Source organism: Marinobacterium sp. xm-g-48 (assembly GCF_013282925.1).
Classification (GTDB): Bacteria; Pseudomonadota; Gammaproteobacteria; order Pseudomonadales; family Balneatricaceae; genus Marinobacterium_E.
Map to the genome: position 1 here is coordinate 14,897 of NZ_WBYQ01000001.1, position 18,581 is coordinate 33,477.

16 protein-coding genes are annotated in these 18,581 nt (G+C 46.1%); 10 read left to right on the forward strand and 6 right to left on the reverse strand.

Annotated elements, in window-relative coordinates:
- The first annotated feature begins 46 nt into the window (after positions 1-46).
- A complete protein-coding gene (locus XMG48_RS00080; RefSeq protein ID WP_173480034.1) occupies positions 47-1,063 on the forward strand; it encodes a CYTH domain-containing protein in 1,017 nt (338 codons plus the stop codon).
- On the forward strand, positions 1,056-2,015 hold the full coding sequence (locus XMG48_RS00085) for an asparaginase (protein WP_173480035.1): 960 nt from the start codon (positions 1,056-1,058) through the stop codon (positions 2,013-2,015). The genes XMG48_RS00080 and XMG48_RS00085 overlap by 8 nt, the downstream gene beginning before the upstream one ends.
- A 39-nt stretch (positions 2,016-2,054) precedes the next feature.
- Here the strand turns inward: XMG48_RS00085 and XMG48_RS00090 are convergent, their stop codons facing one another.
- The 4 genes from XMG48_RS00090 to XMG48_RS00105 form a co-directional block, all read right to left on the reverse strand.
- Positions 2,055-2,819: an amino acid ABC transporter ATP-binding protein gene (locus XMG48_RS00090; RefSeq protein WP_173480036.1), complete on the reverse strand. Its 765-nt coding sequence runs from the start codon at positions 2,817-2,819 to the stop codon at positions 2,055-2,057.
- A 2-nt stretch (positions 2,820-2,821) separates the two neighbouring features.
- Positions 2,822-3,922, reverse strand: a complete 1,101-nt coding sequence (locus XMG48_RS00095) for an amino acid ABC transporter permease (RefSeq protein WP_173480037.1) — start codon at positions 3,920-3,922, stop codon at positions 2,822-2,824.
- A gap of 9 nt (positions 3,923-3,931) precedes the next feature.
- On the reverse strand, positions 3,932-5,152 hold the full coding sequence (locus tag XMG48_RS00100; protein ID WP_173480038.1) for an amino acid ABC transporter permease: 1,221 nt from the start codon (positions 5,150-5,152) through the stop codon (positions 3,932-3,934).
- Positions 5,153-5,226: 74 nt separating this feature from the next.
- Positions 5,227-6,243 carry an amino acid ABC transporter substrate-binding protein gene (locus XMG48_RS00105; protein ID WP_173480039.1) on the reverse strand — a complete coding sequence of 339 codons (1,017 nt, stop codon included), beginning with the start codon at positions 6,241-6,243 and terminating at the stop codon, positions 5,227-5,229.
- A gap of 335 nt (positions 6,244-6,578) precedes the next feature.
- Between XMG48_RS00105 and glnE the strand changes: the two genes are divergently transcribed.
- Positions 6,579-9,434, forward strand: coding sequence for a bifunctional [glutamate--ammonia ligase]-adenylyl-L-tyrosine phosphorylase/[glutamate--ammonia-ligase] adenylyltransferase (gene glnE / locus XMG48_RS00110; protein ID WP_173480040.1), 2,856 nt, complete (start codon positions 6,579-6,581; stop codon positions 9,432-9,434).
- Between the two features lie 36 nt (positions 9,435-9,470).
- Here the strand turns inward: glnE and XMG48_RS00115 are convergent, their stop codons facing one another.
- Positions 9,471-10,472, reverse strand: coding sequence for a branched-chain amino acid aminotransferase (locus tag XMG48_RS00115; protein WP_371731428.1), 1,002 nt, complete (start codon positions 10,470-10,472; stop codon positions 9,471-9,473).
- Positions 10,473-10,637: 165 nt separating this feature from the next.
- Between XMG48_RS00115 and XMG48_RS00120 the strand changes: the two genes are divergently transcribed.
- From XMG48_RS00120 to XMG48_RS00150, 7 genes are read left to right on the forward strand one after another with little or no spacing between them, the layout of a single operon-like run.
- Positions 10,638-11,486 (forward strand): ELM1/GtrOC1 family putative glycosyltransferase, encoded by an 849-nt coding sequence (locus XMG48_RS00120; protein ID WP_173480042.1) that lies wholly within the window; start codon positions 10,638-10,640, stop codon positions 11,484-11,486.
- Positions 11,477-12,766 carry a Vi polysaccharide biosynthesis UDP-N-acetylglucosamine C-6 dehydrogenase TviB gene (gene tviB, locus XMG48_RS00125; RefSeq protein WP_173480043.1) on the forward strand — a complete coding sequence of 430 codons (1,290 nt, stop codon included), beginning with the start codon at positions 11,477-11,479 and terminating at the stop codon, positions 12,764-12,766. The genes XMG48_RS00120 and tviB overlap by 10 nt, the downstream gene beginning before the upstream one ends.
- Positions 12,767-13,870: a glycosyltransferase family 4 protein gene (locus tag XMG48_RS00130; protein ID WP_173480044.1), complete on the forward strand. Its 1,104-nt coding sequence runs from the start codon at positions 12,767-12,769 to the stop codon at positions 13,868-13,870. It abuts the gene before it with no gap.
- Positions 13,860-15,152: an O-antigen ligase gene (locus XMG48_RS00135; RefSeq protein WP_173480045.1), complete on the forward strand. Its 1,293-nt coding sequence runs from the start codon at positions 13,860-13,862 to the stop codon at positions 15,150-15,152. Before XMG48_RS00130 ends, XMG48_RS00135 begins: the two co-directional genes overlap by 11 nt.
- A gap of 5 nt (positions 15,153-15,157) precedes the next feature.
- Complete coding sequence (locus XMG48_RS00140) at positions 15,158-16,198, forward strand: glycosyltransferase (protein ID WP_371731427.1); 1,041 nt, start codon at positions 15,158-15,160, stop codon at positions 16,196-16,198.
- 40 nt (positions 16,199-16,238) lie between these two features.
- On the forward strand, positions 16,239-16,628 hold the full coding sequence (locus XMG48_RS00145) for a DUF6165 family protein (RefSeq protein WP_173480047.1): 390 nt from the start codon (positions 16,239-16,241) through the stop codon (positions 16,626-16,628).
- Positions 16,625-17,563, forward strand: coding sequence for a glycosyltransferase family 9 protein (locus tag XMG48_RS00150; RefSeq protein WP_173480048.1), 939 nt, complete (start codon positions 16,625-16,627; stop codon positions 17,561-17,563). Before XMG48_RS00145 ends, XMG48_RS00150 begins: the two co-directional genes overlap by 4 nt.
- Here the strand turns inward: XMG48_RS00150 and XMG48_RS00155 are convergent.
- Positions 17,538-18,569, reverse strand: a complete 1,032-nt coding sequence (locus tag XMG48_RS00155; protein WP_173480049.1) for a glycosyltransferase family 10 domain-containing protein — start codon at positions 18,567-18,569, stop codon at positions 17,538-17,540. The genes XMG48_RS00150 and XMG48_RS00155 overlap by 26 nt on opposite strands.
- Between the last annotated feature and the right edge of the window lie 12 nt (positions 18,570-18,581).

Below are 18,581 nucleotides of genomic sequence, written 5' to 3' on the forward strand. Positions count from 1 at the left end.
ACTCTTGTACAATGGCTTAAACATCCGCGTTATTGAGAATGGAATCATGTCCAAAGAGCTTGAGTTAAAGTTAGGTTGCCTTCCGACTGTGGCAGCACAGGTCTGCGCACTGCCGTTTTTAAGTGACTTACCCAGTGAATCAAAGCTCCTTCTCAATCTCTACTACGATACGCCGGATGAGTCTTTGAAACGGATGAAAATGGCGCTGCGCATTCGTAAATCTGGCGATCAGTGGCTGCAGACTTTGAAAACGACTGGGATAACCGATGCATCGGGGCTCTCCACTCGTGGTGAATATGAGTGGGTGATCGATGGGCCCAATCTCAAGTTGGATCTTCTAAAGGAGTTGCTGCCCGCCGATCTCGACAGTGACAGCCTCTACCCTGTCTTTTCAACCAACTTTAAGCGCACAACTTGGCTCTATCAACGCGAACAGACGCAGATCGAGATCGCTTGTGATCAGGGTGAAGTACGAACCGGTAATCGTATTGAGCCGATCTCTGAAGTGGAGTTAGAGCTAAAACAGGGCGATGCCAGTGCTCTGTTTGATCTTGCTGAACAATTGACTCGATTGAGCCCACTGTGGATTGGTCAGCGTAGCAAGGCGCAGCGTGGCTGGGAGCTACGATTCGAGCACCCTCCTGCCCCAGAGTTGCCATCGCTTATCATGGAGCGTGGCGATTTGGCTGAGCGTGTTGAGCGCCTCTCGGCCATGACCATCTGTTGGCAGCGCTGTTATGAATTGATTCCAATCACTCTCGCACCAACGGTCATTACCACCCTCTGTTCTGCCCTGGAACAACAGATTGCACTGTTGCGACAGTTAAGTGATTTAGAAGCCTCTGCAGGGCTGCTGAAGGAGTACGAAGCACTGCTTACTCGAGTCATGCCTCTTTATGATTTGGCCTATTTCAGCGGCTCCACTCCAACCTTTTATAAGACCATTCAAGAGAGATCACGATCGATCTCTGCTGATCTTTTGAATGATCCTTCAATCGGTCAGTTAGCGCTCAGAACGGCTCACTTCATTCGTGAAACGACTCAAGGAGCGGGTGATGAATAAGGTTCTGATCATTAATACCGGTGGCACCTTTGGTATGGTGCTAGGTGAAGCCGGGCTGGCGCCCGCTGCCGATCTTGAATTACGGCTGCGAGAACAGGTACCAGAGTTGGCGCACTATTCATTTGATCTCGTCGACCTGCTTCCCCTCATCGACAGTTCCGATCTTCGTTTAAATGATTGGACGCGCATCTGCGAAACGATCCTATCTGAACAGCATCACTATGCCGGCTTTATTGTGATTCATGGCACGGATACCTTAGCGTACACCGCATCGGCGTTAAGCTTTGCGCTGCTGGGTTTGAGTCAGCCTGTTGTGGTGACGGGATCTCAGTACCCCTTAGGTGTTGAGGGCAGTGATGCGCCAACTAACCTGTTGGATTCGCTTAGCTATCTGGCCCAGCCTGATGTTGAAGGCGTTCGTGTCTGTTTTGGCGGACTTAATCTTCAGGCAAACCGCGTTCGAAAAGTGGATGCTCAGGACTATGTCGCTTTTGAGATGCCAAACGGTGAGATCTCATCTATCCATGAAGCTGCGGTTCCAGAAGTGCTGGGCTACCAAGAGGGCGCAGTCGCGACCCTTTTGATCTACCCCGGAATGTCTGCCGCTATCATGGATGGGCTTCTGACGGATGATCGCCTGCGAGCTGTTGTGTTGTTGAGCTTTGGCAGTGGCAATATTCCAACGACCAGCAGTGACTTTGGCGATGCACTAAGGCGTGCTCATGAGAAAGGTGTGCTGTTGGTCAACATGACCCAGTGTCTGAAAGGTCGAGTCATTCCAGGGGCTTATGAGACCGGAGCTTTGTTAGCAGAGTTGGGCGCATTGCCGGGCTTTGATATGACACCTGAAGCGGCCTTTGCCAAGCTGCACTATCTGTTTGCAAAAGGCTTAGACAAAAAAGCGGTTGAGGCCCAATGGCAACAACCGCTTTGTGGAGAGCTTCAGCCCTGAGAAGAGCTTTAGCCTTCATTGAGGGGTGAAGGCTCTGTATTAGTGCCCCAGAATCTGACTTAGGAAGAGTTTAGTACGCTCGTTCTGTGGATTGTTAAAGAACTCGTTGGGTTCATTCTCTTCCACAATTTGTCCTGCATCCATGAAGATGACACGGTCAGCAACTTTCTTAGCGAAGCCCATCTCGTGTGTCACACACAACATGGTCATACCCTCTTCAGCGAGCTCAACCATGACGTCGAGTACCTCTTTGATCATCTCAGGATCGAGAGCTGACGTCGGCTCATCAAACAGCATGATGTTCGGGTTCATACAGAGGGAGCGCGCAATCGCGACACGCTGCTGCTGACCACCCGATAGCTGGCCTGGGTACTTATCAGCCTGATCAGGAATCTTAACGCGCTCTAGGTACTTCATTGCGATCTCTTCAGCTTCCGCTTTTGGCTTCTTCTGAACCCAGATCGGACCGAGTGTTAGGTTTTCCAGAATGGTTAGGTGCGGGAATAGGTTGAAGTGCTGGAACACCATGCCCACGTCGCGGCGGATCTTTTCGATATTCTTAACATCTTCAATCATCTCGACACCGTCAACCACTAGAGATCCCTCTTGGAACTCCTCTAGGCGGTTGATACAGCGAATGGTGGTCGATTTGCCTGAGCCCGACGGGCCACAGATAACGATACGCTCACCTTTTTTAACACGCAGATTGATATCACGTAGTACATGGAAATTACCGTACCACTTGTTTAGGTTCTCAATAACGATGACATCTTGAGAGTCTGCTGCTGAGTTAGTTGCGGTCATGATTAGTCTCTCTTATCAGTATTCATTTGACGTTCGATGCGGCGAGCAAGCACCGACATGCTGAAACAGCTTCCCCAGAACACGAGGAAGACGAATAGGTAACCTTCAAGCGCATGGCCACCTAGCCAGTAGGAGTTAGACAGAGCTGTCTGTAGTGTTTGAACGACTTCTGGGATGCCGATGATCAACAAGAAGGTTGTGTTCTTAAACAGCATGACAAAGGTAGCCAGAATGTTCGGCATCGACACTTTGATAACCTGCGGCAAGATGATCAACAGGATCTTCTGCCAGTAGCTAAGGCCGATCGAATCTGCCGCTTCGTATTGACCCGACGGGACAGCTTGGAAACCACCACGGAACACTTCTGCCATGTAACCTGACATGAAGAAGATCAATACCAACCAGACACGAATCAACTTATCGACGTTCGTTCCTTCTGCAAAGAAGAGTGGCAGCATGACTGAGCCCATGAAGAAGAGCGACAGTACCGGAACACCACGGAAGAACTCGATAAAGATAACTGAAACGGATCGGATAAATGGCATCTCTGAGCGACGGCCCAAAGCCCACAGGAAGCTGAATGGGAAGGCGACGATAATGCTGGCGGCTGCCATAAAGACGTTGAGCGTAAATCCACCCCAAAGGTCAGTACTGACAACCTCTAGACCTAACCAACGACCATCTAGGATAGCGATACCCACAATCGGTAGTAGTAACCAAGATGTGATGGAAGCTTTCAGGCGAATCGATTTTGGCAGTGTGAATGACGCCGCAATCACCATCACTAGTAAGATTAGGGTTAGGTTGATACGCCATACCTCTTCAACAGGGTAAGTCCCATAGAAGAATTGGTAAGACCAAGCGTTAATAAAGACCCAACAAGCCCCCTCTTTGACACAGGCATCTTCTGTGGTGCCGGTGAAATTTGCCGACCAAAAAGCCCAGTCAAAGATAAGTGGTAGGTAGTAAGCCAACAGTGCAATGACTGAAAGGGTTACGACCGAGTTCGGGATCGAAGAGAAAAGGTTGTCACGCAGCCAGGCTGTAAAACCGACGGTTTTAATCGGTGCCGGGCGGGCTGCAATAGGCTGAAATTCTTTCATTATGCTCTCCTATCGGCTCACCAACGCAACCGCGCTGTTAAATCGGTTCATGAGGAACGAGATCACCATATTGACCACAAAGTAGACGATAATGGTCATAAAGATGGTCTCAATCGCTTGTCCAGTCTGGTTAAGAGCGGTGCCGACAAATACGTTGAATAGATCGGGATAACCGACCGCCGCCGCTAGCGTAGAGTTCTTCACCAGTGACTGATACTCGGAGTTCAGTAGCGGCACAATGACACGCATTGCCTGAGGCACGATGATCAATGACATGATCTTATTCTCACGCAAACCAATGCTGCGAGCCGCTTCTGTTTGACCGTGTGGAATCGATTGCACACCTGCACGCACGGCTTCGGCAATGAATGCACCAGTGTAGACCGACAGCGCAATGGCAAGCGACATCAGCTCTGGGATGACGGTAATACCACCGAAGTAGTTAAAGCCCTTTAGAGCTGGGTATTCAACGGTGAATGGAAAGCCCGTTAACGCTGCAACAATTAATGGAAATAGAATCACCATGGCGATGCTGGTCTTCAGCACAGGGAACTGTTGGCCGGTCAGCTCTTGACGTTTTTTGGCCCAGCGACGCAGTACAAAAATTCCTGCAACGGCAGCGCCTAAAGCGATCCAGACCAAAGATGATAGATCGCCGCCAATCAGTTTAGGTAGGTAGAGGCCGCGAACGTTGAGGAACACAGCTTCGCCTAAACTCAAGCTTTGGCGAGCGCCAGGCAGACTGGATAGAACGGCGAAGTACCAGAAGAACACCTGTAGCAGAAGCGGTACGTTTCGGAAGATTTCTACATAGACCAGAGCAATCTTACGAATCAACCAGTTATGCGAGAAGTGCGCCACACCAAAGATAAATCCAAGTAGCGTCGCGAAGAAGATACCGATGGCCGAGACCAAAAGGGTGTTTAAGAAACCGACAACAAATATTCGTCCGTAGGTGTCGGTCGACTCAAAGGAGATCAACGACATCAAGACATCATAGCCTGCAGCTGCGCCTAAGAAGTCGAAACCGGTTTTGATCCCCGTCGCTTCCATGTTGGCCAGCGTGTTGCCAATGATGGTGCCAAAGAAATAGAGCAACCCAGCGACCAGTGCGATCTGATAGAAGAAACCGCGGATGCGTGGGTTGTTATAAAAGGCGTTGGAGGTGGTTCCGGAGCTCGATTTACGGCTCGCTGACTTAACCTCTTCAATGGTTTTTTGTTTGAACATTGAATTAACCTAAAAATAGAGTGCTTTCACGCAGAAAGGGGCACTGTTGTGCCCCTTTTTAGATCGCTTCGGTTTTAGCGCATAGCTGGTGCGTATAGGATACCGCCATCACGCCAAGACGCGTTGATACCACGTGCTAGCTTAAGTGGTGAATCCATACCCACGTTACGCTCAAACGACTCTGAGTAGTTACCTACTTGAGTGATGATGTTGTAAGCCCAGTCAGCACTTAGACCTAGGTTAGCACCTAGTTCACCTTCAGCACCTAGTAGACGCTTGTTAGCTGGGTTGCCGTTCGCTTTCATGTCAGCTGCGTTTGCAGAAGTGACCTTCTGCTCTTCTGCTTCGATCATTGCGTTTAGAGACCACTTAACAATGTTGAACCACTGGTCATCGCCTTGACGAACTACTGGGCCTAGAGGCTCTTTAGAGATAACTTCGGGAAGAATCACTGCATTGCCTGGGTTAGCTAGACCGATACGAAGTGCCGCTAGCTGAGAACCGTCTGATGTTAGGAAGTCACAACGACCTGATTCGAAACCTTGACGAGTTTGGTCAGAGGTATCGAAAGTAACCGCTTTGTATGACATGCCGTTCTCACGGAAGTAGTCAGCGATTGCAAGCTCAGTAGAGGTACCCGCTTGGATACATGCGTTTGCACCGTCTAGCTCAGTTGCGCTTGATACGCCTAGGTCTTTCATGACCATGAATGACGCACCGTCGTAGTAGTTAGTACCAGCAAAGTTGATACCTAGTGATGTATCACGAGTGTGAGTCCAAGTCGTGTTACGAGATAGCATGTCGATTTCGCCAGACGCTAGCGCAGTGAAACGCTCTTTAGCGGTTAGCGGTTTGTATTGAACAGCTTCTGAATCGCCAAGTACTGCAGCTGCAACCGCACGACACATATCAACGTCGAGACCGCTCCATTTGCCGTTCTCATCTTTTTGAGAGAAGCCTGCAAGACCAGTAGATACACCACAAGTTAGGGTGCCACGGCTCTTAACATCGTCAAGAGTAGCTGCTTGAACTGCACCAGCAGTCATTGTTGCAGCAAGGATAGAAGCGGTTAGTAAAGCTTTCTTAGCCATTATGTAGATCCTCTTTTGAGTAGGTTGTTGTTCTTTTTCCACAGCAACTAGTGTGCCAACAATTTTCAGTGAGTCATTTTCATCGACATTCATCGTTAAAAATTGTCTGAAAGTTACGGTATAACGGGGTGTTTTGATCAAATAATCTTTAATACCCAACGCCAGCACTCTGCTTACTCGTTTAAGATTGTGTCATTCTGACTCAAAGGTCAATACTAAAGTAGGGCTTAAATTGAGCTTTTGCACAGTATTGGTGCAATTTGATTTAAGTCCTGTTCCTCTTATAACTGAACGCAGTATATTAGTCCTATTGGCAAGATTTCGGAGTGGTTTGAGTGACAGCGATATTGAATGACTACCTAGAAAAACAGCAGCAAAAGGTTTCAGCAGCAAGAGATCTGCTTGAATCAGATCACAATCGGTTGGCGGAGTTAGATCGAGTGCTATTGGGATCTGACTATGTTGCGGATCAGCTGCAGCGTCATCCCGAATTGATTGAGCAGTTAAACCTTGATGTTGGTGAGCTTCCAACAGGTGCTTTAACAGCGCAAGTGTTGGCGGCTGTTGAAGCTGTGGGGAGTGAAGAGGCACTGAGTGTTGCGCTGCGTCGCCTGCGTCGATTGGCCATGGTTAGAATTATTTGGCGCGACTTGAACCGATTGGCCGATCTAACAGAAACCACCCGGATGCTCTCCGAACTGGCCGATGCCACTACTGATGCAGCATTGAATTGGCTGCACCAAGATCTAGTCAAAGATCTGGGTGAGCCAATGGACTTAGATGGAAATTTGCAACGCATGGCCGTCATTGGAATGGGCAAATTGGGGGCACATGAGCTCAATCTCTCCTCGGATATCGACCTGATGTTTACCTTCCCCGCCAATGGCGAAACCCAAGGTGGCCGCCGTTCACTATCCAACCAAGAGTTCTTTACACGACTGGGTAAAAGATTGATTCGTGTTTTAGATGCCCCCACAGCCGAGGGCTTTGTATTCCGTGTCGATATGCGTCTGCGTCCGTTTGGATCTTCTGGTCCATTGGTTGCCAGTTTTGATGCCATGGAGCAGTACTACCAGACACAGGGGCGTGAGTGGGAGCGTTATGCGTTGATCAAAGCGCGTATCATCGCGGGTGATAAGGAAGCTGGCGCCCAGTTGATGCAGGATCTGCGCCCCTTTGTCTATCGTAAGTACATTGACTACAGCGCCTTTGAATCTTTGCGTGAAATGAAAGGGATGATTGAGCGTGAGAACCGTTTAAAGGGTCGTGAGAATAACGTTAAGTTGGGAGCCGGAGGTATTCGCGAGGTTGAGTTCATCGCTCAAGCCTTTCAGCTAATCCGCGGCGGGCGTGATACACGTTTGCAGCAACGAGAGTTGTGCAACATATTGCCACTTCTCCCAGAGGTAGTCGGCATTCCAGACGTGGTTGTGACAGAGCTAACCCATGCCTACGTCTTCCTGCGTAATGTGGAACATGCGATTCAGGCGCAAGCAGATAAGCAGACCCAAGAGCTACCAGCTGATGATCTCGGTATGCAGCGCCTTGCCTACTCCATGGGCTTTACGAGTCCAGAGGCGCTTTTAACAGAGCTAAATGAGCATCGAAGTCGAGTCTCACAGCACTTTGCAGATGTTATTGCACCAGTGGATCAGGAAGGCAATGCCGAGCAAACTGAGAGCGATGCGCATCTTACGGGCCTCTGGCATGAGGAGTTTGCAGATCAGGAGGCGCTGGCTCACTATCTGACAGAGCTGGGTTACAGCGAAACCGATCGAGCGTTGAAGGCACTGGTATCGCTGCGCCAGTTAAGAACGGTACAGGCGTTGCAAAATGTCGGGCAGGAGCGTTTGTTGGATCTGCTGCCTCGTTTGCTCCGGGATCTGTCGGGCGTGGAAAACGCAGAAGAGACTTTGGAGCGGGTTTTGCAGCTGATTCAAGCTGTAGTGCGTCGTTCAGCCTATCTTCTTCTGCTAGCCGAAAACCCCAGTGCTCGAGCGCAGTTGGTAAAGCTCTGTTCAGCCAGTCCATGGTTTGCAGAGAAGTTAGCTCATCAACCGGTCCTTCTTGATGAGCTGATTGATGCATCATCACTGTTCAATCCACCGGACGCACAAGCTTTATCCAATGAGTTACGACAGCAGTTGATGCGTATCCCAGAGGATGACATTGAGCAGTTAATGGAAGCGCTGCGTTACTTTAGAAATGCCCATATTCTGCGAGTGGCTGCTGCGGATATCACAGGTGCATTGCCTCTGATGAAAGTGAGTGATTACTTAACCTGGCTAGCAGAAGCAATTCTTCAGGCGGTTTTGCAGATCGCATGGCGCGATATGACAACTAAATATGGCACGCCGCAGCGATCGGCAGGCGTTCCATGCGATCAAGACTTTGTCATTATCGGCTTTGGTAAATTGGGTGGGATTGAGCTCTCTTATGGATCGGATCTGGATCTGGTTTTTGTGCATGATGCGCCCAGTAATTTGATGACTGCTGGGGGCAATAAAGAGATAGCCAATGACGTTTTTTTCACGCGTTTAGGTCAGCGCATCATTCATATATTGAACACCTTCACGACCTCGGGTCAGCTTTATGAGGTCGATATGCGTCTGCGACCCTCTGGCAATTCTGGACTATTGGTCAGCTCCCTGAATGCCTTTGAGGCCTATCAACTGAATGAAGCCTGGACTTGGGAGCACCAAGCACTGGTGCGTGCCCGTGTAGTGGCAGGGTCGAGTCGACTTAAAGCCGAATTTGAAGCGGTGCGTGCTAAGGTCCTTTGTAAGGATAGGGAAGCTGAATCGTTACGTGAAGAGGTGATCGCAATGCGCCAGAAGATGCGTGATCATCTTGGCACTGCAGAGGGTTCAGAAGCGTTCAATATCAAACAGGATGCTGGCGGTATTGTCGATATCGAGTTTGCGGTGCAGTACCTTGTGCTCAGATACGCTAAAGAGACAGCTGCGCTTTATGAGTTCACTGATAACGTGCGCATTATTGAGGCTCTGGCGGATGCGGGTTATTTGGATCAAACCCAGGCTGAAGTGTTAAGCGAGAGTTATAAAACTTACCGCGCATTAGGCCATCGCCAGACTCTACAAAACGCGAAGGGAGTGGTAACAAAAGATGCCCTGTCTGAGATGCGAGAGGCCGTTTCTAATATCTGGAAAGTACTGTTAGAAATACGCTAAATAAAAAGGGGCTGATGCCCCTTTTTAGTTGAAAATTTATAGGTGGGTTAACCAGCCGTGCGGGTCTTCGGCCTTACCCCACTGAATGTCATTCAGTGCACGACGAAGCTTAACGGTAGTCTCGCCGATTCCACCGTTGCCGACTTTGTACTCTTTATCTTTGTAGATCAGAGTACCTACAGGGGCCAGAACGGCAGCCGTACCCGACAAAGCCGCTTCACAACCTGGTTTTGCAGCACGTTCCAGAAGCTCTTCTACTGAAAGCTGGCGCTCTTGAACATCCATGCCTAGATCACGAGCTAATGTCAGAATGGAGTCACGAGTGACACCGTGCAGGAAGCTCTCATCCAACGCTTTTGTGATGATCTGGTTGCCATCAATAAGCAAGAAATTCGCAGCGCCGGTCTCTTGAACGTCACCACCCGGACAGAAGAGTACCTGATCCGCCTGGTATTGGGCTTTGGCATTTAAGATGGGTCCCATGGCTGCAGCGTAGTTACCACCGCTCTTGATCATGCCCATGTGTGGAGGGCAGCGCATCGCTTCATCGTCGACCAGTAGGCGAAGTGCTTTATCGCCACCAGCGAAATAATCACCTACAGGTGATAGAAGGATGTATTGACATGAGGTAACCGACGGCACCGCCGCTTTACCAATCGCAGGCTCAGTACCAATGTGTGTTGGACGAATGTACATCGAACCCGGTGGCTCTGGTACATCTGCAGCGTACTGTCGAACGATTGACTCGATCATTTGTTGCGTCTGCGCCTTATCAATCTCAGGTAAACCAAGAAGGCGGCTGCTCTGCGCAAAGCGTTCAATGTTCTTGTCCATACGGAAAATTTTGACTGAACCATCAGCATGTCGAAACGCCTTTAACCCCTCAAAGCAGGTGCTTGAGTAGTGCAGCACATGTGCGCCTGGATGAAATGAGATGGAGTCACTAGCGACCACTTCAGTTGGGCTCCAGCTGTCGCCATCAAACCAAGTTATCGCCATCTCTGGCATAAAGAGAGAACCAAATGCTGCCATGAAAATCTTCCTAAAATTACAACTGTTCTGTTGAATCGATACAGTGCGCCAAAATTTAATCGATCAATTGTAAGCCATAGAGGGAAAATTGGAATCGATATTTATTAAATTGAAGTGTGTTTAGGGCGGGAACTGTTTATCCTTAGGAATCTATAAGCGAAAAGGTTTGTTGTGGCAGATATCTGGATCATCAGTGATGGAAAGCCTGGGCACGTTAATCAGTCCCTTGGGCTGGTTGAAGCGTTGCTTGAGTTTAATCCGAATCTGACGTTCAAAACCCTTCCGCTGAAGGGCATCAGTAGCGTAATGTTTGCTTCAGATCGCCCTAAGTTGATTATCAGTGCAGGTCGAGCCACTCACTTTTGGAATTGGGCGCTCTCCGTTTGTTTTGGGGCGAAAAATGTCGTACTGATGCGTCCATCCCTCCCTTACAGCTTCTTTAATTTAGCCCTGGTCCCAGAGCATGATGCGCCCCCCGCTAATGATCGTGTTGTAAGGACCAAGGGAGCTATCAATCGAATGAAACCGTCCAATAAACAGCCGGAGAGTCGATTGGTTCTTTTAGGTGGGCCAAGTAAGCACGTGATCTGGGATGATGATCGCATTATTGAGCAGATCGACGAGCTAACTGAACCATCCATTGGTTTATTGAATGTAGCGACCTCTCGAAGAACCCCCAGCGACCTATTAAAACGGCTTGAATCGAAAACGAGCATCAGATTAATTGAGCCTGATTCAGTCGATAGTGATTGGTTACCCAGCACTTTAGCAACCACCGAACAGGTGATTGTCAGCTCAGACAGTGTCTCAATGGTCTACGAAGCATTAAGCGCCGGGTGCACTGTTTCGCTGATACGTTTAGAATCTACGCCTAATTCAAGAACGCAACAGGGCATCGATGCATTGGTAAAGCAAGGTTTAGTGGGCGCTACAGCCGACCAAAAACCGGCCAATCCAGTGTCGAATTTTCGAGAAGCAGTTCGCTGCGCAGAGATTATTTTGGAGAGAGCATGGCTGTAAAACTGCCAAACTATGTTGAAGCAAAAATAGCCATTATTGGGCTTGGCTATGTTGGTTTGCCATTAGCTGTTGAGTTTGGAAAGAGTCGTTCGGTTGTTGGGTTCGATATTAACCAAGCACGTATTGATGAGCTGTCCAGTGGCAAAGATTCAACGCTTGAGGTTAGCCTAGAAGAACTGAGCGAAGCGCAGAGCCTAAGCTTTACTGCTGAAGAGACAGAACTTAAAGATTGCTCAATCTTTATTGTAACTGTACCCACTCCGATTAATGGCCATAAACAGCCTGACCTATCCCCATTGATTAAAGCGTCTGAGCTGCTTGGTCGCGTGATCAGCCAGGGCTCCATTGTTATTTATGAGTCGACGGTATACCCAGGTGCTACAGAGGAAGATTGTATCCCTGTGATTGAGGCTGGCTCAGGTTTGGTTTTCAACGAAGACTTTTATGCCGGATACAGCCCAGAGCGAATTAACCCAGGCGATAAAACTCATCGACTGGTCAATATTATGAAAGTGACCTCTGGCTCCACACCTGAGGTCGCAGACTTTGTGGATCAACTCTACGCCTCTGTCATTGAGGCAGGTACCTTCAAGGCCAGCAGTATCCGTGTTGCAGAAGCTGCAAAGGTTATTGAGAACACCCAACGAGACCTTAATATTGCTCTGATTAATGAGCTAGCGATTATCTTTAATCGCTTGGGTATTGATACCGAAGAGGTTCTCAAAGCGGCAGGCACTAAGTGGAATTTCTTACCATTCCGTCCAGGGCTTGTAGGTGGACACTGTATTGGAGTGGATCCCTATTACCTGACATACAAAGCTCAATCTGCTGGTTATATACCTGATGTCATTCTTGCAGGTCGTCGCATCAATGATGGAATGGGGGCGTTTGTTGCAGACGAATTGGTTAAGGCGATGCTGAAGCGTCGCATTCATGTCAATGAGAGTCGCATTCTCGTTATGGGATTGGCGTTTAAAGAGAACTGCCCAGACCTTCGAAATACTCGGGTGCTCGATATTGTCTCGGTTCTAGAAACCTACGGTGTCGCCGTTGATATTCATGATCCTTGGGTCGATGCTGAAGAGGCCAAACAGGAGTATGGTGTCGAGCTGGTGTCACAACCCCAGCCAGATCAATATGACGCCATCATCATCGCTGTCGCACATAATCAGTTTAAAGAGTATGGATTAGATACCCTTAGATCTTGGGGACGTGATACGCATGTTCTTTACGATCTAAAGTACCTCTTTGAGCTGTCAGAAACGGACCTTCGTCTCTAGATGAAAGTTGTTCAAGTCTTACCTGCCCTGAATGGTGGCGGGGTAGAAAAAGGCACTTTGGAAGTTGCTAAGTACCTTGTCGATCACGGGCATGAATCAATCGTCGTTTCGGCTGGTGGCGGTATGGTTCAGCAGTTAGAAGGTGAAGGCAGTCGACACATTCAGTGGGATTTAGGTAAAAAGTCTCTACTAACTTTTCGACATATTTGGGCATTTCGAAAATTCTTGAGAGAAGAGCAACCTGATATTCTGCATCTTCGATCTCGGATGCCCGCTTGGGTCGCATGGTTTGCGTGGAACGGCCTGCCAAAAACTACTAGGCCTAAATTAGTAACTACAGTTCACGGGCTCTATTCGGTTAGTAAGTATTCACAAATCATGTGTCGAGGAGAGGCGGTCATAGCCGTTTCTGAGACCGTTCGCGACTACATATTAAAGAATTACCCAGAGACACCAGAGAGCAATATTCATCTGATTTATCGCGGTGTTGAACCAGCAGAATGGCCTTATGGCTATCAAGCTAGCCCCGGGTGGAAAAAGGCTTTTTTTACTGAGTTTCCGCAATTAGAAGGAAAGCGCCTGCTCTGCCTACCTGGGCGACTAACCCGTTTGAAAGGGCATAATGATTTCTTAGATCTAATCAGCTCTCTTGCCTCAGATTATGAAGATATTCATGCGATCATCGTCGGCGGTGAGGACCCAAAAAGAAAAGAGTACGCCCAAGAGCTTTACCAGAGAGTGAAAGACCTTGGCCTAGAGCAGCGAGTTACCTTCACCGGAGCGAGAAGAGATATTCGCGAAATTTTTTCGATCAGTGAAATTGTCTATTCACTCTCAACCAAGCCTGAATCCTTTGGTAGAACTGTTTTGGAAGCACTCTCCCTAGGTAAGCCTGTATTGGGTTATGATCATGGAGGAGTGGGTGAGGTGCTCTCTAATATCTTTAAACTAGGTAAGTGTGCTGTGAGTAATCAAGTGGATCTGACGGATAAGACTCATTTTGTTTTGAGGAATAATCAAACGGTTAAAAGAACTGATCTCTTTGCAAAAAAGACTATGCTCTCTTCGACGATAAGGGTTTATGAAGAATTGTATGCTAAGTAGAAAATTTAAAGAATGGTGGAGACATAACACCTCTGTTGCCCTGTTAGGGCTGTATTTTTTTTCACTTCCTATTGGAAAAACTTTATGGTTACCACTTTTAGCTATGTGCTTTTATGGCTTTTCTGATTTCATTAGACATAAAAGGCAATCAACTCTTCCTAAAGCGACTGTAACCTGGTTTGCAATCTCATTATGTTTCATGGTTCCTGCCGCCTTATCATTACCCGATTCTTTAGCAATCGATCGAACTGTAAAATTTTTGGTAACATACCCATTGTTCGCAATGGTCGGCTTCTTCCTAATAACTAGGTTTGATATTACCAAACATCTAAAACCACTTCTTTTCACAACTTCTGTTATCAGCTTTACATGGGGTATTTCTGCATTCTGGCAATTTTCATTACCAGATTTCAATCCATTTCCAGCTCCATCTGGAGCACGATATCAGGGTGTTTTCGGTCAGTCTGATATGATTTTAGGTTATGTTCTAGCACCAATAGTTCCTCTAATTGCTTATGGATATTGGTCTATTGGTTTTAAGAAAACGGCGGTTATTTTTAGCTTATTTCTTATGAGCGTCTGTTTCATTAGTGGCAATAGGGCTAGTTGGGTATCCGTATTAGTTTTTTTATGCAGCGTATTTCTCTTTTTCCTGGTTAATCAAAACATTAGAAAAAAAGTTAAGTTGGCCTTTAGTATTGCTGCCGTCATGCTGGTTATTATGAGTGGATATCTATCTCAAGGAACCCCACTTGGTGAACGTTTGAATCAAACCCTTCAGTTTTTCAAATCGCCTTCTTTTAGTAGCTTCGATAATTCTTCTGCTGGTAGAGGTGAAATTTGGATGACTTCAATTAATATTGGTACAAAAAATTTCTGGAATGGAACAGGTGTTGGTGCGTTTCGATTTGCCTACCCATACTATGCCCCAGACAATGCAAGATTTAAGTTTCCAAATTCAGATAGGAAGTCGGAGCATAAATTTACCGGTGCAATGTACCCCCATCAGCTTGTTCTTCAGCAATTTTCTGGTGCTGGGGTTTTTGGCATTTTGGGCATTTTGATTTTTTATTCAATGTTACTTTATGCAACCGTAAAAAGTCTAAAGCATCATAATTTACTGGTTTTTGGACTAACTGCAGCTATCTGGTCGGGTTTCTTCCCATTAAATACACATTTAAATTTTCATGGTGGTTGGTTAACAGCAAGTTTTTGGGTGTGGGTGGGTCTACTTTTGTCAATGTTGAATAGAAAGGTTGATAGTAAAGGAAATAACGCTTGAATATAGTGCAGTTTATCGGAAGTAAAAAACTTGGCGGTGCAGAAAATTTCTTTATAAGACTTACAAACAGCTTGTCGAGCTTGTCTGATTGTTCTGCTCTCATAGCCAAAGGATCTGAGATTAAACACCATTTAAATTGTTCTTATTCTGAGTCTTTAATTCTTGGACCATCAGACCCTCTCTCGAAATTTAATGTAAAGCAAAAATTGGTTTCTGAGTCCCCTCAAATCGTTCAGTCTTGGATGGGACGAGCAACTCGATTGGTTCCAAAGAAACGCAGCTTTGTGCACATTGCTAGGCTTGGTGGCTACTACGATGTATCTCACTACCGGTCAGCAGATTATTTAGTTGGAAACACTCAGGGTATATGTGATTATTTGGTGAAAGAGGGTGTTTCTTCTAAGAAAGTCCATCACATTTCAAACTTTGTAAAACCTGTTGAGCTGGATAAAGCAGCTGCTAGGTTGTCCGTTAGAAATGAGCTTGGGTTACATCAAGATACTCAAATAATATTTTCTCTAGGGCGCCTTCATCCTAATAAAGGTTTTGACTGTTTACTTCGTGCTTTTAGTAAAACCTTAACCACGGCACGTTCAAATAATGCAAAACTGATCATTGCTGGGGATGGGCCATTAAAAACTGAACTGAGTGTTCTTGCTGAAGAATTATCAATTGCAAATGATGTCATTTGGTTAGGCTGGCGCCAGGACGTACCGGATTTAATGGCCGCATCAGATCTTTTTATTTGTCCATCACGCTTTGAGCCCTTAGGAAACGTTATTCTCGAAGCTTGGTCGCAAAAACTACCTGTAATTACATCAATGACATCTGGCGCATTAGAATTGGCTGAAGATGGGTCTTCAGCTATTTTCTTTCCAATAGATGACGACACTGTACTATCAGAGTCTATTCGAGACTGGCTAATAAGCCCTTCAGGTAAGTATGGAGACCTATCTCTGAACGGTTATTCGGAGCTGCTTAATAAGTTCAGTGAATCAGCCATTACTGATTCATATATGGAGCTTTATAAAAAGGCGAGTAACTAAGAATTTATCAATCTAATTATTTCTACATAAAGGATTTCTAATGCTTTTAAAAACCCCTGTCTCTGTCGGCGAAATTTTGGATAAATTATCCATTTTAGAGATTAAATCTGAGCGTATTCAGGACGAGTCTAAGCTCGTTAACATCAAAAAAGAACTTAACATGCTTCTAGATTTGCTAGGTTCTATTGATGGATTACTTGAAAGTGTTGAGGAGCTTTACTCTAGCCTAAAATCAGTCAATGAGGAACTTTGGGTCATTGAAGATGACATAAGGGTCAAAGAGTCTAGGAAAGAGTTTGACGAAGAGTTTATTCGCCTGGCTAGAGCTGTATATGTCACAAACGACAAACGTGCCAATGTAAAAAAACAAATCAACTTAAGACTTGGCTCAGAGCTTATTGAGGAAAAATCATATGAGGACTATACGTGAGATCTTCACCTAAAAGTACTTTGTTGATTAAACACGGATCACTTGGTGATATATTTTTAATGCTTGGGGCTTTGAAAGATATTAGCGAAAAATCTGGGGGTCCTATTGATGTATTAACAATGGGGCCGTACGCTAAAATTTTTGAACGATCTCCCTTTGTAAGAAAAGTTTTAGTAGATAACCGGTTAAGTTTTTTCAATTTCAGTTACCTGAAAATGCTACTCAGTTATTTTCGTAAGCACCCGTATGACGAGATAGTGGATTTGCAAAATTCCGCTCGCACTTATAAATACCGTTTATTATCCTGCAATAGTTCTAACTGGTGCCAGCTTGGTACAGAGTCGCCAGAAAACTTCACTTTTGAAAATGTCACTTCCCCAGTTCTAGCAAAATTTGCAACTCAATTGAGCCAATCAGGTTACTCGATTGCAGGTTTAATTGAAGGAGACTTGGGTTGGTTGTGTGATGAGAGTGCCGCATCGACTCTTGTTGGCCAATCTAATCGCTCAGTGATTTTGTTACCTGGTGCATCCGCCCGTCATCAACATAAAATTTGGCATGGTTATCATGCACTCGCTGAGATATTAATTTCTTCTGGAATTGATGTTTTTATTGCTCCGGGCCCTGATGATATGGAATTGTGCAAAGAGATGCCGGGTCAATTACTTCTTACTGAAGGCAGATGGCTGAATTTTTTTGAGCTAGCAGGTGCATTATCTAAATCCTCTTTTGTTGTTGGTAATGATTCTGGGCCAACGCATCTGGCAGCATCTTTGGGGTGTAACGGTGTTGCGCTTTTCTCCTCTAAAACTGAGCGGTACGCCTTAAATATGATGCGCCGTCACATGAAGGTAATGATATCCAAAAGCCTGATGGATATCTCAGTTGATGATGTTTTTAATAAAGTGACTAGTTCAATAGCTTTAGAAGATTAGAGTCTTTATATCTATGTATTATTCTAAGTCGTATTTTTTGATATAGGTGCTTTACGCTAGATCTAAGAGACCTCTTTATCATTGAACGTCGAGATTTTAGAATTCTTGTTTCATTATCGTTATTTGTTTTTGTGTTTGCTGAGTTTACGATTTTTTCGATTACGGAGAATAGGTTGTACTCATGAAGAATTTTTCTTTTTGCCTCAAGTACAGCGGGTCTTCTCCTGAAGTATTCCTTCGCTGTTAGAGAACTAATTGTTTTAATGGCTTCCTCGGGATTGCTTATATCAAGAATGATAATTGAATCTTCCGGGAAGTATTGTTTGATATTTGGACAGCCCACATAAAGAGGTACAGCTTCACCTAAAAATGCGTCCGCTAGTTTTTCGGTCCAATGGTGCTCACTGTAGTGATTTTCAACAGCGATATGGAACATGTAAGGCTGAATAGCCTCTGCTTTATCATCCATTTCAGTAAAGCCCCTGCCATATATATCTATATTTGGAAGAGAGTCCGTCAATGCTTTGATGAATTGATATCGAAGAGCATGTAGGGTGTGCTTTTCTTTCTTTGATGACCCGACGACACTAATTAATCTGTCTTTACAGCTTTCATTGCTCTCATGAAGGCCTTCAAAATCTATTGTGTTTTTGCTGCCTACCCCATAAAACCACTGGAGTGCGGGCTGGCTAAAAATTCGATTTTTATGGGGCAATGCCCACTCTGGTTGGCTGGTCAGGACAAACCCAAACTGATCAGTGAACTCAGAGAAATAAGACTTAATAGAGCTTGGTTCTGATGTCACTAGTATAGTTTTTTCAGGGGGGCATGCTAATTTTTCTTGTCGCATTGACCTGCGCTCTTTATTTGAAGGCGGTAAGTCATCATAGACAACAAGCCAGTCATATTCGCGCTCGTCAATATCGAATGTGAAGGTGCAATTGTTTACTACTGGGTATGAGGAATTTAACTGATGGCGCCAAACTCTTTCGCCTGGGCGGGACATAAATTTAACTTT

What these genes read in the sequence shown, in the direction of transcription:
- XMG48_RS00145 (WP_173480047.1), top strand. Translation starts at nt 16,239, where the DNA reads ATGCTTTTAAAAACCCCTGTCTCTGTCGGCGAAATTTTGGATAAATTA.
- XMG48_RS00105 (WP_173480039.1), bottom strand. Translation starts at nt 6,243, where the DNA reads ATGGCTAAGAAAGCTTTACTAACCGCTTCTATCCTTGCTGCAACAATG.
- XMG48_RS00135 (WP_173480045.1), top strand. Translation starts at nt 13,860, where the DNA reads ATGCTAAGTAGAAAATTTAAAGAATGGTGGAGACATAACACCTCTGTT.
- XMG48_RS00155 (WP_173480049.1), bottom strand. Translation starts at nt 18,569, where the DNA reads ATGTCCCGCCCAGGCGAAAGAGTTTGGCGCCATCAGTTAAATTCCTCA.
- XMG48_RS00130 (WP_173480044.1), top strand. Translation starts at nt 12,767, where the DNA reads ATGAAAGTTGTTCAAGTCTTACCTGCCCTGAATGGTGGCGGGGTAGAA.
- XMG48_RS00100 (WP_173480038.1), bottom strand. Translation starts at nt 5,152, where the DNA reads ATGTTCAAACAAAAAACCATTGAAGAGGTTAAGTCAGCGAGCCGTAAA.
- XMG48_RS00095 (WP_173480037.1), bottom strand. Translation starts at nt 3,922, where the DNA reads ATGAAAGAATTTCAGCCTATTGCAGCCCGCCCGGCACCGATTAAAACC.
- XMG48_RS00090 (WP_173480036.1), bottom strand. Translation starts at nt 2,819, where the DNA reads ATGACCGCAACTAACTCAGCAGCAGACTCTCAAGATGTCATCGTTATT.
- tviB (WP_173480043.1), top strand. Translation starts at nt 11,477, where the DNA reads ATGGCTGTAAAACTGCCAAACTATGTTGAAGCAAAAATAGCCATTATT.
- XMG48_RS00085 (WP_173480035.1), top strand. Translation starts at nt 1,056, where the DNA reads ATGAATAAGGTTCTGATCATTAATACCGGTGGCACCTTTGGTATGGTG.
- XMG48_RS00080 (WP_173480034.1), top strand. Translation starts at nt 47, where the DNA reads ATGTCCAAAGAGCTTGAGTTAAAGTTAGGTTGCCTTCCGACTGTGGCA.